The 15,861-nt window shown below is 44.6% G+C and carries 9 protein-coding genes; all 9 read left to right on the top strand.

Annotation, left to right across the window (positions count from 1 at the left end; all coding sequences use genetic code 11):
• The first annotated feature begins 266 nt into the window (after nucleotides 1–266).
• Complete coding sequence (locus PXY01_RS03480) at nucleotides 267–2,405, top strand: type I restriction-modification system subunit M (protein WP_127567305.1); 2,139 nt, start codon at nucleotides 267–269, stop codon at nucleotides 2,403–2,405.
• Complete coding sequence (locus PXY01_RS03475) at nucleotides 2,399–3,817, top strand: restriction endonuclease subunit S (protein WP_127567303.1); 1,419 nt, start codon at nucleotides 2,399–2,401, stop codon at nucleotides 3,815–3,817. The genes PXY01_RS03480 and PXY01_RS03475 overlap by 7 nt, the downstream gene beginning before the upstream one ends.
• Complete coding sequence (locus PXY01_RS03470) at nucleotides 3,817–6,783, top strand: type I restriction endonuclease subunit R (protein ID WP_127567301.1); 2,967 nt, start codon at nucleotides 3,817–3,819, stop codon at nucleotides 6,781–6,783. The genes PXY01_RS03475 and PXY01_RS03470 overlap by 1 nt, the downstream gene beginning before the upstream one ends.
• Before the next feature lie 106 nt (nucleotides 6,784–6,889).
• Nucleotides 6,890–10,159 (top strand): sigma factor-like helix-turn-helix DNA-binding protein, encoded by a 3,270-nt coding sequence (locus PXY01_RS03465; protein ID WP_164744290.1) that lies wholly within the window; start codon nucleotides 6,890–6,892, stop codon nucleotides 10,157–10,159.
• A 7-nt stretch (nucleotides 10,160–10,166) separates the two neighbouring features.
• The gene (locus PXY01_RS03460; protein WP_127567297.1) at nucleotides 10,167–12,296 is read left to right on the top strand and encodes a DEAD/DEAH box helicase family protein; all 2,130 of its coding nucleotides are present in this window, start codon (nucleotides 10,167–10,169) and stop codon (nucleotides 12,294–12,296) included.
• A complete protein-coding gene (locus PXY01_RS03455) occupies nucleotides 12,280–12,474 on the top strand; it encodes a hypothetical protein (RefSeq protein WP_127567295.1) in 195 nt (64 codons plus the stop codon). The genes PXY01_RS03460 and PXY01_RS03455 overlap by 17 nt, the downstream gene beginning before the upstream one ends.
• The gene (locus PXY01_RS03450) at nucleotides 12,464–14,503 is read left to right on the top strand and encodes an ATP-binding protein (RefSeq protein WP_127567293.1); all 2,040 of its coding nucleotides are present in this window, start codon (nucleotides 12,464–12,466) and stop codon (nucleotides 14,501–14,503) included. Before PXY01_RS03455 ends, PXY01_RS03450 begins: the two co-directional genes overlap by 11 nt.
• Before the next feature lie 12 nt (nucleotides 14,504–14,515).
• Complete coding sequence (locus PXY01_RS03445; protein WP_127567291.1) at nucleotides 14,516–14,983, top strand: DNA phosphorothioation-associated 4-like protein; 468 nt, start codon at nucleotides 14,516–14,518, stop codon at nucleotides 14,981–14,983.
• Between the two features lie 434 nt (nucleotides 14,984–15,417).
• A complete protein-coding gene (locus tag PXY01_RS03440) occupies nucleotides 15,418–15,696 on the top strand; it encodes a restriction endonuclease (protein WP_246027778.1) in 279 nt (92 codons plus the stop codon).
• The last annotated feature ends 165 nt before the right edge of the window (nucleotides 15,697–15,861 follow it).

The raw sequence follows: 15,861 nt of genomic DNA, 5'->3' as shown, positions 1-15,861 counted from the left end.
CGTGTTTGTATGTATGGGACTTTTTTCGCTGTACTGAAAGCAGGGGATTCGAAGCGCTGAGTCGAAATAAGTAGAAGTATATTGCCATAGCAAGAGTTTGGTAGAAACGATAAATTCAAATATAAGAACATACGCTTCCTGACAATATGATGTCATCAACATTTGATAATATGATAAGTAAGCCCTTTAGAATAGTATATCCGCTTCCTTTGTTGGCGGGAAGATTTGAGTGAAATTTGAAAACATCGAGAAAAGAGGATTTACAATTGGATCACAGATTACATAACCAAATTGTTAACTTTATATGGAGTATCGCGGATGACTGTCTGCGTGATGTATATGTTCGAGGAAAATATAGAGATGTAATTTTACCTATGACGGTCATTCGACGTCTTGATGCTGTTCTTGAACCAACCAAAGAAGCTGTGCTTGAAATGAAAGCGAGATTGGATAGTGCCGGTGTAATCAATCAATCTGCTGCACTTTGCAATGCAGCAAAGCAAGCCTTTTATAATGCTTCTCTATTTACCCTTAAGGATTTGAAATCTAGAGCAAAACGGCAACAGTTAAAATCTGACTTCATTACTTACCTGGACGGGTTTTCTCCGAATGTCCAGGAGATCCTCGAAAAATTTAAGTTTAGAAATCAAATCGATACGATGGTAGAAGCTGACATCCTTGGTGCGGTCATCGAAAAATTCGTAAGCCCCGCAATCAATCTCAGCTCTGAGCCAGTTTTGGACGATAAAGGCGAAGTGAAACTTCCCGCGCTTGACAATCATTCAATGGGTGTCATATTTGAAGAGCTGATTCGCAAATTTAACGAAGAAAATAATGAAGAAGCGGGGGAACACTTCACCCCGCGTGACGTTGTTGAATTAATGGCGGATATCGCTTTCCTACCCGTAGCGGATAAAATCACCGATGGCTCCTACCTCATTTACGATGGCGCTTGCGGAACCGGCGGGATGCTTACCATTGCGGAGGAAAGATTGCAGCAGCTAGCTGCCGACAATAACAAACAGATTTCTATCCATCTATTCGGTCAAGAAATTAACCCCGAAACTTACGCCATTACAAAAGCCGATATGCTGCTCAAAGGCGAAGGTATGCAGGCGGACAATATTGCTTACGGCTCGACCCTTTCCAACGATGGCTTTCCGACGACCAATTTCGATTTTATGCTCTCCAACCCGCCTTACGGGAAGAGCTGGAAAACCGATTTGGAACGCTTAGGCGGAAAAGGGGATATTACGGATACCCGTTTTGTCGTTACTCATAATGGCGAAGCCGATTTTAGACTGATTCCCCGCACTAGTGATGGACAATTGCTCTTTCTGGCAAATAAAATCAGCAAGATGAAACATAATACAGAACTTGGCAGCCGGATAGTAGAAGTTCATAACGGTTCATCTTTGTTTACAGGCGATGCGGGCCAAGGGGAAAGTAATTTACGGAGATACATTATTGAGAATGATTGGCTCGAAGCCATCATCGCTTTGCCTGAAAATATGTTCTACAACACCGGCATTGCAACCTACATCTGGGTTGTTACCAATCGTAAAGCACCGCACCGCCGCGGCAAGGTTCAGCTCATTGATGCAACTAATTTCAAAAGTCCTTTAAGGAAAAACTTGGGGAATAAAAACTGCGAATTCACTCCGGAGCTCCGAAAAGAAATTGTTGACATGCTGCTCTCATTTGAGCAATCGGAGTACTCAAAAATTTTTGAGAATAAGGAATTCGGCTACTGGAAAATTACGGTAGAAAGACCGTTGCGTTTAGGTGTGGATTTAGCAAAAGATAAACTTGATCACTTTTTTGAAATATGCTTGGAACAAAAAGAGCACGACTTAGTTAAGGTTATTTCCGATCTAGCTGAAGCAATGAATTATGGCAATCTCAAAGATTACAATCTGTTTTTGAAAGACTTGAACCAAATTGCCGATCGGCTTAATGTGAAGTTGTCGTCCAAAAAATTGAACCTTATTAGAAATCACCTTGCTTTCGCGGATGAGTCCGCAGAAAAGGTCGTTAAGAAAATTTATAAACCCGGAAAATCAGAAGCTAACCCACTAAAAGGGTTATTTAGTGTGGTTATGGACGGCAAACCATGTATTGTGGAGTACGAACCGAATATAGAATTGCGGGACACAGAGAAGATTCCATTATTACACGAAGGCGGCATCGAACAATTCTTTATAGATGAGGTACTGTCTTTTGCTCCAGATGCCTGGATTGACGAGAGTAAGACACAGATCGGTTATGAAATCAGCTTTACGAAATATTTCTACAAGCCAGTGAAATTACGGACTCTTGAGGAAATCAAAGCGGAGATTTATAAACTGGAGATTGAAACTGAAGGGTTACTAGAGCAGGTTATTGGGAGGAAAGAGCTATGTTAGAGTCCCTTTCCCCTTATTTGGAATATAAAGATTCTGAGCAGCTGTGTTTTGGACAAATTCCAAAGCATTGGAAAGTTCTTAGAAATGGAAAGATTTTTTCACAACACAATCAGACAGGATTTCCAGATTTACCAATATTGGAAGTGTCGCTTAAAACAGGAGTTCGTGTGAGGGATTTTGAAAATTCCAAACGAAAACAAGTTTTGACTAATCGCGAAAACTACAAACGTGTGGGCAAAGGAGATATTGTTTACAACATGATGAGGATGTGGCAAGGAGCTGTCGGGGTTGCTCCTACCGATGGCTTGGTAAGTCCCGCGTATGTAGTTGCGAGCCCATTACCGGAAGTAGATAGTCGGTATTACTCATACCTATTTCGAACTCATTCCTACATGAACGAAGTAAATAAATATTCACGTGGAATCGTAACAGATCGTAATAGACTCTACTGGGATGAATTTAAACAAATGCCCTCATTATACCCACCCAGTAATGAGCAGAAGAAAATCGCTGACTTCCTAGATGACCACGGTAGAAAGGTTTCCCGACTCATTAGGATCAAGAGAAAGCAGATTGGGCTGCTCAAAGAATTAAAACAAGCTATCATAAATCAGGTAGTTACCAAAGGTCTTAACTCAAATGTCAAAATGAAGTATTCAGGAATTGAATGGTTAGAGGATATTCCAGAGCATTGGGAATGCAATAAGATAAAAAGAGTTGCACAAATAAATCCTTCTAGAGGAGATATCTTAAAAGGGTATTCGCCTGATGATGAGGTAGTATTTCTACCAATGGAAAAGGTATCAGTTTACGGTGACGTAGACGATTCTGAAATGAGACCAATTAAAGAAATTAAAGATGGTTTTACGTATTTTGAAAAAAATGATGTGGTGGTAGCAAAAATTACCCCTTGTTTTGAAAATGGTAAAGGGGCATGTTTGGATAAACTTTCAACAAATATTGGTTTTGGTACAACAGAGTTTATTGTGTTAAGAGCGCACAATGATAAAATATTACCTCAGTATTTGTATTTGATCACAAGAACGAGCTACTTTAGGTTGCTCGGCACAGATGTAATGACAGGTGCGGCTGGACAAAAGCGCGTACCAATTGATTTTATAGCAAACTTCACTATCGGAATTCCAAATATTACTGAACAACAAACCATAGTTGACTACATCAATCAAAAGGTTGCAATTATCGATAAGCATATTTTGGCCATAGAAAAAGAAATCGATCTTATAACTGAATACCGCACCCGCCTTATCTCCGATGTAGTTACTGGTAAGGTCGATGTTCGCGAAATTGTAGTAGAAAACACCTCAGAAGAAGACTCAGACTTAGATTTGATTGACGATGAAGAATCACTTGAAGACGAGGAAGTTGGGGCTATGGAGGAGGTTGAAGTGTAGTGCCATCCAACACCAAGGAAAGCGGACTTGAAGATCTTATTGTTAATTATCTTGTAAGCAACAATGGCTACGAACAAGGGCAAAACAATGATTATAACAAAGAATATGCTATAGACGAAACGCGTCTTTTTCGATTTCTACAAGCAACACAACCGGAAAAACTTGAAATCTTGGGAGTATTCCATAGTGAAGTCAATAAGACGAAGTTTTTAAACCGTCTGCAAGGCGAGATTGCCAAAAACGGCGTGATCGACGTGTTAAGAAAGGGTATTAAGGTTTATCCTGTCACCCTAGACTTATACTATCTCACTCCATCTATGCAGAATGAGAAGGCGAAAGAACTTTATCGTAACAATATATTTAGTGTTACGCGGCAGCTAATGTATTCACGGAACAATACAAAACTTGCTCTTGATCTTGTTATATTCATAAATGGTTTACCGGTTATTACGTGCGAATTGAAAAACAGACTTACCAAGCAGAACGTAGAGGATGCGGTATATCAATATAAAACTGACCGAGATCCGCGAGAACTGCTGTTTAGTTTTGGTCGTTGCATAGTGCATTTTGCGGTTGACGATAATGAAGTTAAAATGTGCACGAAGCTGGATGGCAAGAAATCTTGGTTTCTACCTTTTAACAAGGGATATAACGATGGCGCCGGCAACCCACCGAATCCGAATGGAATCAAAACGGATTATCTATGGAAGCAAATATTGAGGAAGGATGAGCTTTCCAATATTATTGAGAACTATGCGCAAATCGTTGAAGAGAAAGAAGACGAAACCAAGAAGGTCAAAAGAACTCAAATCTTCCCCCGGTATCACCAGCTTGCAGCCGTCAAATCAATTTTGGCGGATGTAAGCTTAAATGGTGTCGGTCAGAAATATCTTATTCAGCATAGTGCAGGCAGCGGAAAGTCAAATTCCATTGCTTGGCTTGCCCATCAACTCGTTTCAGTCACGAAGGACGGAAAAAAATTATTTGATTCTGTCATTGTGGTAACGGATCGTGTTAACTTAGATAAACAAATTAAGAATACAATCAGGAACTTTATGCAAGTTGCCAATACGGTCGGCCACGCCGAAAGCTCGGGTGATCTTAAGAAACTGCTTCAAGGCGGAAAGAGCATTATTATTACCCTGGTGCACAAATTTCCCTTTATCCTCGAGGATATAGGGAATGAGCACAGGAAAAGCAATTTCGCGATTATTATCGACGAAGCACACTCCAGCCAAAGCGGCACTATGTCGGCCAAGATGAACCTTGCATTATCGGATAAATACGAGGATAGTGACGAGGAGACGACAGAAGATAAGATATTAAAAATTTTGGAAGGCCGCAAAATGTTGACTAACGCGAGCTATTATGCTTTCACGGCTACTCCCAAAAATAAAACATTAGAAATGTTCGGCGTGCCCTATTCGGAGGATGGCAAGATAAAGCATAGACCCTTCCATGTATATACAATGAAGCAGGCCATTCAAGAAGGTTTTATTATGGACGTGCTTAAATATTACACGCCGATCAAGAGCTATTACAAACTAGCTAAAATCATAGAAGATGATCCTTTATTCGATAAGAAAAAAGCTCAGAAAAAGCTTCGAAAATATGTGGAATCGAATGAAACCGCCATTGCTTTGAAAGCCGAAATCATGATGGATCATTTCCACGAACATGTGATTGCAAAAGGTAAGGTAGGCGGTCAGGCTCGTGCTATGGTGGTGACTAGCAGCATAGAGCGTGCTATTCAATATTACTATGCTATTACAGCATACCTAGAGAAAAGGAAAAGCCCGTATAAAGCGATCGTCGCTTTTTCGGGTGAATACGAATTTGGCGGTAAGAAGCTTACAGAAAGCAGTATAAATGCTTTTCCAAGCAATGAAATCGAAAAAAGACTAAAAAAAGACCCATATCGTATCTTAGTTGTGGCCAATAAATTCCAAACCGGATATGATGAGCCATTGCTTCATACGATGTATGTAGACAAAATGCTTTCCGATATCAAAGCGGTGCAAACACTATCCAGGCTTAACCGCGCTCATCCGCAGAAACACGATACCTTCATCCTGGATTTTGCCAATGAGACGGACACGATCAAGGATGCTTTCTCCAAATATTACACGACTACGATCTTATCCGATGAAACCGATCCAAATAAACTTAACGACTTGGAGAGTGACATTAGAGGGTATCACGTTTTTACGGATTACCATATCGATACCATTGTTGAACGGTACTTGAATGGTGCGGACAGGGACCAGCTTGATCCGGTACTTGATGTGTGTTCAAAAATTTATGAAGATGAATTGGATGAAGACGGGCAAGTGGATTTCAAAAGTAAAGCCAAAGCATTCACAAGAACGTATGGCTTTTTGGCTTCTATTTTGCCCTATGGTAATGCTGGGTGGGAAAAGCTGTCCATCTTCTTGAACATGTTGATCCCGAAACTTCCATCACCCAGAGAAGAAGACTTGAGCAAAGGAATCCTCGAGACGATTGATTTGGACAGTTACCGGGCAGAGACACAAGTCACGATGTCCATTATTTTGGATGGCGCGGCTACCTATGAGATCGATCCAGTCCCTACGGGTGCTAGGGGAGCAAAGGCTGAGCCGGAATTGGATTTATTGAGTAATATTCTATCCAGTTTTCATGATCTCTTTGGGAATATTCCCTGGAGGGATGAAGATCAAGTAAAGAAACATATTGCCGGCATCCCGGAGATGGTTTCGAAAGATAAAGACTACCAGAATGCCATGAAAAATTCAGATAAACAAAATGCGAAAATCGAGAGCGATAAAGCTTTGAACAAAGCAATCATTAACTTAATGACGGATAATATGGAGATTTTCAAGCAGTTTAATGACAATCCCTCATTTAGGAAATGGCTTTCGGACATGGTGTTTACAGTGACATATAATAAAAACAGTAATATTTTCAAAGGCGATGCCGTTGTATAAAAAAGATATAAGTTGGTCTATTTCCTTTAATGGTATTGGTAAGATTTTTACCAAATAATATGGGTTGATTAATAAAATAGGCTAATCGGGAATGCAGGTGACCTTGTTGAATCCCATCATGATCGATGAACGGCTTCACAACCGGGTTATTGTGAATTCGCACCCGGACGTTCGGCGTTTTATTGAATATAGCAATATCTCGCGATACCGAGATATCACTCAAGAGGGGCTGACCGCCTTCTTTCAAACGCATACAACTGCATTCTGGGATGTCATTCGAATCCTAGGCCTACTGGGCGTGCAATTCCGGGGGAAGCTTGAGCGTTTCTCTTCGCTCGCGTTCGAGGAAGAAGAGAACTTTCTCGTATTTAACAGCGAACATAAACAAAGCTTTCCATCCGAGGTTGTCCTCCCTTTCAAAATGGAGCGCTTCCTTCGTACGTTTCTTCAGAGCTACGGACTACTGCGGATCGAGGATTTTCATGGCCTTTATCTACCGAATCTTCGACATCAATTGGAGAAGACGAGCCTCAGCGATTGGTGCGAATCTTTTGTAGAAACCTTATTAGAACAAGGCTTCTCGGTGGGTCCCTTGGTTCAAACTGCAGCAAAATCGGAGCAACCATCTCCATCTGAAGAGGTCAAGATCGTGACCTTCGAGAACGAGCGGATTGTGATCCCCGAATCGATGTGGGAGCGAAACTTGGAGAATGACTTCTCAACCTCGGTGGGGCGCAACGTGTATTTCTTGAGAAAGGACGGCTTCACGACCTACGGCAAGCTTCCGAACGATCTATACGACTACTTCCGTCACAAATCACAGGTGGGCGCCGGGAAAATACGAAAGTTTAAGGAAGAACTTGGTGCGTTGGTCGGCCGGTATGCCGGCCAGCAGCATGAAGCGATGGCATGCCTGGAGAAGGAAAAAGTAATTGTACGGAAGATATATGTTCCGTCCTGGCTACGTAACACGGACGTAGACGCCTATAAGGAATTAGGGAGCAAAAATAATGCGTACCTTGCGTTCATCGATGTCTGCTATTCTCACCGGATTCGTGTGTTCGGTGATCTATCAAGGTACACGCTAGACGAACTGAAGACGTTACTGACAAGGCCCCACGCCAGAGTGAACAAGATGCTTCGTGTATTAGAGAAGTTATATATTCGATTGGATGGCGAAGAACAAGAGCCGATGCTTGGCGAACGGTGGGTGTTGTTTCGTCATGACCTTTCAAGGTTGTTGCACAATGAACGAATCGATGAGATCGAAGAAGACCTGTGGGAGATCCTGCACTTGCGCATGGATAAGGGAAGCTTCGGAGAAGAGCTTACGCTGCAGCAGATTGCCGAGCGAAAAGGGATCACCCGGGAACGCATACGACAAATCGAGGTAAAAGCGTTTAGCGAGTACATCTTCCGACATGTTCCGTTGTTGATTGAAATCCAAGATACGGTAAGACAGCGCAATGAGCTTGTCCCATTGCATGTGCTGTTCCAATCGGACCATGATCTGTCTGAACCGGAAGGGGCATTACTTCAAAGTGTAATCAAAAAATGCGATCTGGATCTAAAATACGATCATGATTATCAATGTTTCTTCACGAGCGATATTTTAAGGATTGACGAGGAGATAAAACATTTCCTTACTGAAATCACTAGAGAACAGCAATGGTTCGAGCCTACCATGCTTCAGCTAAAATGCAATACTTATTTTGAAAAAAATGATTCAAATACGCTCCTGAAACCAGAAATGATCCAAAAAAATATAATAGACAAATATTTTATCTCCTATAGATCCTTGTATTTCCCTAGCCGAGGCTCAAAGAAGGAACTATTGCTTCCGCTGTTCGAAGCGTTCTTTCCGCATGGGCTGGCGATCATCAAGAATGCTGCTGAGTTCACAAACATCGCCCGCGAATTGTATCCGGATAAATTTGTTGATAACGAGGACAGAGCGATCATTGCTTCACTGCTTCGGAATGAAGAGGAAGTACTCATCTGGGATAACGGATACTATGTTCCAAGGAAAAGCATTGCCGTCTCTCGTGATAAATTGTTGCGAATGAGAGATTGGACCGTCCAATTATTGCGGGACAGCCAAGCTCCCCAAATTCGATTGACAAGAACGTTATGGCATTTCAAAGACGATCTGGAGCGGCTGGGGATCACCAATGAATATGCGCTTTATACGTGCTTTAAATTGTTCTTTTCGGATGATTTCGATTTCGTGAAGGCACCCCGCATTTGTCTGAAGGGGCAGCTGGAAGTGGCGAACCAACCGCTGACTCGAATTTTCTACGATTTTATGAAGCAGCAAAGGCGTAAGGTGTCCCGGAAGGAAATTTTGGAGCATTTCAGGGATCAATTGGGATGGGAAACGTACCATATCGAACAGCGCATGGGCGAAGAGATCATTCGGGTGGGCTTTGACGAGTATATTCATATCGATAATCTTCAGGTGAACGAACAAGGCCTGGAAATGGTGAAAAATTGGCTCGTTAAGAAGCTACGAACGAATGAATCTGAAATCGTTTCTGTGAAAATCGTAAACCGGGCGATTATGAAGCTCGCGAATGTCGATTCTTATCAATCATTGTATTACTTGCTTGAGCGCGAATATCCTGACGTGTTCAGTTTCTACATTTATCCAAAGATCGGGTTGTTCGATGTGGAAGAGGAGCTTCACGCGAGTGCAAGACGGTCGAAGTTGGCGATTCTTGAAGTCAAGATGGCCAGTGAGAAGCGCATTTTCTATCGAAGCGAGCTGGAGACGTATTTTAAGAGCATAGGTTGGGACAATAGGGAATTCGCGTTGATTACTTCTAGACCCGGGAATTTGCTCGTCTACGACTTTAGCAAAAACCAAACTTGGTCTTACGTTCATAAGGATTCAATCGGTTGGTCGGAGGAAAAGCAGGAAGCGCTTCTTACGACCATACACGATCACATCGACTGTCTGCATGAACAGAACCGCTTCTTATTGGATCTGCATCAGGTCGTCGACGATGCGGAGCTCATGAGCCGGATTCCGCGATTGGAAAACGGAATTGACTGGACACCCGATTTAATGGTGTCACTGCTGAAGTATGGAGACGACCGATTGAATCTGCTAGGCCTGAGCCAAAAGCTGTTCGTTCGGGAAGACAACCCGCATGGGATCGCAAACGAAATGGACTTGATTTATTACGTGTTAGTGTCGGAATTCGGGGGTGCCACCTCCCTGCGGCAGATGGAAAACCGCCTGCAAGAGTTGCACCTGATCGAAAGGAATATGAGCAAACTCTATTTGAACGATGAAATGGACGAGGATATGCCGTATGTGACGACACCGACCCTGGAGATTATGACACACGAACTCTATCGAATGAGGGGGTGACAGAGGATTGCTTAGAGATTTAGGACTTCAATATGTGTACGACACCTCTGAGCATAGTATCGTGACGGACCTCTTTCTGCCGTTACTAAAAGAATCCGTTTTATACCAGAGAGGCGTGGGCTTCTTCACCTCCGGCTGGCTGCAGATGAATTTGCAGGGGATTAAGAAACTTATTGAGCGAAAAGGAAAGGCACAGATTATCACGTCACCTCACTTATCCGAGGCCGATCTGGCGGCGATTCGCCGAGGAGAATTGGCGAAGGAAGATCAGCTCCTGTACGAAACTCTGCTACAAGAGGTGGACGTGATGGAGGAGGGCGGGGCACGGGAAACGCTGACGCTGCTGTCCTGGCTGATCGCCGATGGATTGCTTGAAATGAAGTTCGCCATCCCCAAAAATAACATAGGCGACTTCCACGATAAATTTGCCGTTTTCACGGATGAGGCTGGGGATCATGTAGCGATTCACGGAAGCTACAATGATTCGATCCACGCCAACTATAACGGGGAAAGCTTCTCGGTTTATTGCTCCTGGGTGGAAGGTCAGGCTCCTTATGTGGAGAAGCACAAGGAGAGGTTTGCAAAGCTTTTTCATGAACAGAATGAGTTCTTTCGAATCTATAAGCTGCCGGAGCTGATTCGGGACAAGCTGGTCAGGATTACGCAATATACGGAACGGCCTTATGATATAGCGAAAACGGCAGCCGTACCGCTGGCCGAAGAGCCGCTTAAGATCCGCCTCCCCAGTGATAAGTCGTTGTACGTATATCAGAAACATGCGATTGAGGAATGGAAGCGGAATGGACATCAGGGGTTGTTCTGTATGGCGACAGGGACAGGTAAGACGATTACATCCCTTGCCGCATCGGCCGATGTTTATCGAGATCGCCGAAAGCTCGGCTTAATCGTCTCGGTGCCATTCAAACATCTGGTGGAACAATGGAAGGAAGAAGTGCAGACGTTCGGGTATGATCCGATCTTGTCTACGGACCGTAACTGGCTGCTACAGGTCAATTCGATCATTGACGATTACAATATCGGGCTGGAGGACGTATTTTGCTTCATCGTGACGCATCAGTCGAATGCGGACGAGACCAAATTCCTGCGGCTCGTCTCGAAAATTCGTGATAAGGAGAGCATACTTTTCATCGGAGATGAGGCGCACTATTTAGGCGCAGGATATCTCCGCAATTCACTGCATCCGGGAATTCAGATGCGCATCGGGCTATCGGCGACGCCGGAGCGTTGGAGAGATCCAGCCGGGACGCGTGTAGTGACCGAATACTTCTCGAAGGAAGTCATTTCATTCGGACTGGAGCGTGCGATAGAGGAAAAGTTTTTGACCCCGTACGATTTCACGCCGCATTACGTGGAGATGACTGAGCAAGAGTACGCGGAATACAAGAAACTATCGATCAAGATCAGTCAGTTGCTGCAGGCGGCGAAGAAGGACCCGGTCAAGCGGGATGCGGCGAACGTCTATGCCGCCCAGCGAGCCAACATTATCAACAAATCCGAGAACAAAGTGAATACTTTCCTCGCTTTATTGCGGCAACACATTCGTGAGGTCGGGCATGAACATTTCTCCCATACGATTGTGTACAGTCCCGAAGGAAAGCATAAAGAAATTCTGCGTCAAGTAGCCGACACCGGATTAAGAGTGCAGGAGATTGTAGCTGGGACGAGTAATAGCGATCGGCGAAAGATTCTGCAAGCGTTCGAACGAGGCGATATTCAGGTTATTGTGGCGATGAAATGCTTGGACGAGGGAGTAAACGTCCCGGCTACGAAACGCGCTTATTTCCTCGCCAGCACGTCAAATCCACGCCAATTCATTCAGCGCCGGGGTAGAATTCTGCGTAAGACGTTTGGGAAGACGAAGGCGCATATTCACGATTTCGTGATGATCCCTCCACGAGTCTTGTACGAGGAGGGGCGGACGCACGAGCAGGTCATAAAGCGGGAGTTTGCCCGGTTCGTTGAATTTTATATTTGCGCGAGCAACCGCGTCGCCATACATGATGAGGCTTATGACATTTTGGAACGGTACGGCCTTGGCTTTCTGTTGAGCCTCCGACCGGAAGAAATCTATTCATCCTTGCAGGAGGAGCTGGATCACGATGACGATGGAAACTAGCAGCGGTGTTCACCCCAAAATTAAGGAAGAATTGAAGCAGTATCCCGTAGAGGTGCAGGAATTGATAGTCGAGGCGCTGCAGGGCTTCGGCCAAGGACTAACGCAGCAAGAGGTCATGCGAAAGCTGGAGTATAAAATGCGGAAATTGGTACAGGGGGTGAGCGGGGGTGAGAATTGAAAAGTTAGAGCTCTTTAACTTTAAGCAGTATTATGGGGAGCAGACGATCTATTTCGCCGGGCACGAGGCGGACAAAGAGAAGAACGTAACCGTTGTCTACGGCGCAAACGGCCGTGGGAAAACGACGATTTACCGCGCATTAATGGTCGCTTTGTTCGGTGTCGCGGAGCTGGCGAAGGATAAGGAAATGGGTAAAAAGGGCGACACTTACTATATTTGCAACCTGAATGCTCTGCAGGAGGATTCGGACGGCTCTGGGATCGCCCGCGTGAAGGTGTTTTTCACGCATCAGGGGGAGCGGTACGAACTCGAGCGCGTTATCGCATCGCAGTTGTTTAAGGACGGCCAGATCGAGGAGGATTTCTTGTCGACAAAGTTGCTGCACGTAGATCGAGATGGGCGGACGAACGTCTACGACCGGGAAGACGAAATTGCGGCGATAGTTCATCGGATCTTCGACCGGCGAATGAAGGATTATTTCCTGTTTGACGGAGAGCGGATCGAGCAACTGATGCGGGACGATCAGAGTCAGAAGAAGGAAGTAGCCAAGGGCATTCGAAACCTGATGAAGCTGGATGCATTGGAAGAGTCGGTGCAAGCGGTATCAAAGCTATATTCGAATTATCAGCAGGAGCTCGTGCAAGCCGCGAGTGGTGAGTACCAGACGAAGCTGAGAGAGCAGCAGGAGAAGGAGCAGGCGATTGCCAACCTTGAGCGGGACTTGGAGCTATGGCGGGAGGAGTTGGATCAAAAGGAACGCGATGTGAGACGCATTGACGACCAACTTAAGGGGCACCGTGAGATAAGCGAAAAGGTGGTGGCCCGCGAGCAGTGGACCGCCCAACTGAAGGGATTAAGCACGCGGAAAGCCGAACACCTGAAAAAGATGCGCGACTTCAATAAAGTGAGCTTTAATTTGCTGATGAAGAACGAGTATACCCGGTTTTACAGCGAGATCGAGCATCTCCGCGCGAATATGAGCAACCCATACGACATTGCGAAGGAGCTGCTGGAGAAAATTTTAGCCGATCGTAAATGCGCGATTTGCGATACTGACATCGAACCGGACTCGAAGCAGCAGAAGGCGGTTCAACTGCTGCTCGACCAGCATCAGGAACATGCGTATACGCGGGAAGTGAATGATCTGAAGGAAGAGGTCCGTTCTGCCATTGAGCGGAACAAGGCTTTCGAGGAGCGTATTCATGAGCTCTTGAAGGAATACAAAGATATCGATACGGAGATAAAAAAGGTTCAACGCGCCATCGATGCCATCAATGACGAAATCGGCGACAGTCCGAACGTGGACTTCCGTCACATGCAACAGGCTCGCGATAATGCCTCCGGGCGCATCGGGGAATTACGTGGGAAAATCTCCCGTGGTACGGACGAGCTTAGTCGGCTGACGGGCGAGAAGCGGGAGCTTGATCTGCTTCTGAAAGAACTAGGGAAGAAGGAAGCAGCGAAAGATACGAAGGTTCGAATGAAGGAAATCGCCCAAATGGCGAAAGAGGCGTTGAGGGACATTCAGCAGAAGTTCATCGGGGAAATTTCGCGTCAGGTCGAACGAGAAACGACGACGATTTTCCGGTCGTTTATCGACGAGGAGAGCCGGAAAAACCTAAAAGAAGTGCGCATCGAGAAGGACTTCTCCCTGCAGGTGATTGCTTGGAACGGAGCGAATTTCCTGCCAAACCTGTCGTCGGGGCAGCGACAAATTTTGTCCTTATCGTTCATTATTTCACTACTTCGCATCTCGGGCGGGACCGACAACGTCCTTGAAATCCCATTGTTCATGGATACGCCGTTCGGCCGCATATCGGGCGAAAACCGGGATAACCTGCTCCGGCTCATTCCGGATATGACTCCGCAATGGGTACTCCTTGCGACAGACACGGAGCTTACCCAGGTTGAGTGCAACGAGCTGCGCAAAACCGGTCGCTGGGGCGAAGTGTATCGTCTCCGTATTCCGGTGGCGGGGCAGACGGAAATCATTCGGGAAAGTGTGTTGGGCTTCCAGCCTGATCGATAAGGGGGACACCATATGAGTATCCGATTTTCGGGAGATTCGCGGATATACTGGAGCAAAGCGTATGAGAGCATTTATCATCCTTTGAGGGAGTTGGGGATTTTCCCGCAAAACGCTCAGACGTTCATGTTCTGCGCGTGCCTCGGGTTTAAATATGATCGAAGTATGCCGGTGACCGGCCCAACGAACGATATGCGTCTTTCGACGTTTACGGAGAACGAACTCATCCCGTACGTGACGATTGCCTTCTCGAAGGAAGGCATTCAATTTGAACGTTTAGGCCAAATTGAGGATTTCAAACACATCGTCGAAGAGTATGCGGAGGGTGGCATGCAGGAATTTATCGAGCGATTTCTTGAGCCGTATCTGATCAGAGGTGGCGACGGCACTTATGTATTGGATATTAAAAATAGCTCCCTCGATTTCGAGAAGGATCTGCTCGTGTTTATCTATGAAGAAATGAAGAACGTGAATTTGTTTTAAAAGTTAGGAATGGACCGTCGTCTTTTAAGTGAGTGGCGTTCTATTTTGGTGACGTTCTTAAGAAGAGCTGAGACTAAAGTATATTTACGCTTCAAGGTCGTCACTTTTTCAATTAGTTTGATACCAGTATTCCTTGGATTGGATGGCAATAATGGCTTGTGTTAAACTAAATATGTGACTAACAAAGCGTGGTCACAAGAATAAGTGATCATCGAGAAGGCGGTTAAACCTTTACCTCGATTGATCGCTTGTTTTGTTATAATTGATGATGGAACGGAGAACGTGGTAACGAGCAGATTTAACAATGTCGGCAGACAATTTTCCTTAACATTAGCTAAGAACAAAAGAAACGATAGTAACTGGGTTGAAATACATGACATTGCTAAATGATTTTGAAAAAGTCATTTTTTTAATCAATGTTTTGGATAGTCATATTGACAAACTTTCGGGAGAAGAAACCTTGGCAAATTATCTTGATGGTTTCCAAAGATAAAGATTACCAAAATGCCATGAAAAATTCCGACAAACAAAATGCGAAAATCGAGAGCGATAAAGCTTTGAACAAAGCGATTATTAACTTAATGACGGATAATATGGAGATCTTCAAGCAGTTTAATGACAATTCCTCATTTAGGAAATGGCTCTCGGACATGGTGTTTACAGTAACATATAATAAGGACGGCGCTGCTTTTAAAGGTGACGCTGCGGTATAAAAACTTATGTTATTAATGATAAGGAAGGCAACTTCGCTTAAGTTACGGTGCCATCTTTAAAGGACTGGACTAGAAGACAGCGAAAATAAGCTGTTTTTGATTTTGTAGAAAAAAGTCGAGAAGCTTGCAGGTCATTAACCCGCGTCTGGAGAATATTTACATGAT

The organism is Paenibacillus xylaniclasticus (assembly GCF_004001065.1).
GTDB lineage: Bacteria > Bacillota > Bacilli > Paenibacillales > Paenibacillaceae > Paenibacillus_T > Paenibacillus_T xylaniclasticus.
The sequence above is the reverse complement of the archived record's forward strand: the minus strand, read 5'-3'. Positions and strand labels throughout refer to the sequence as shown.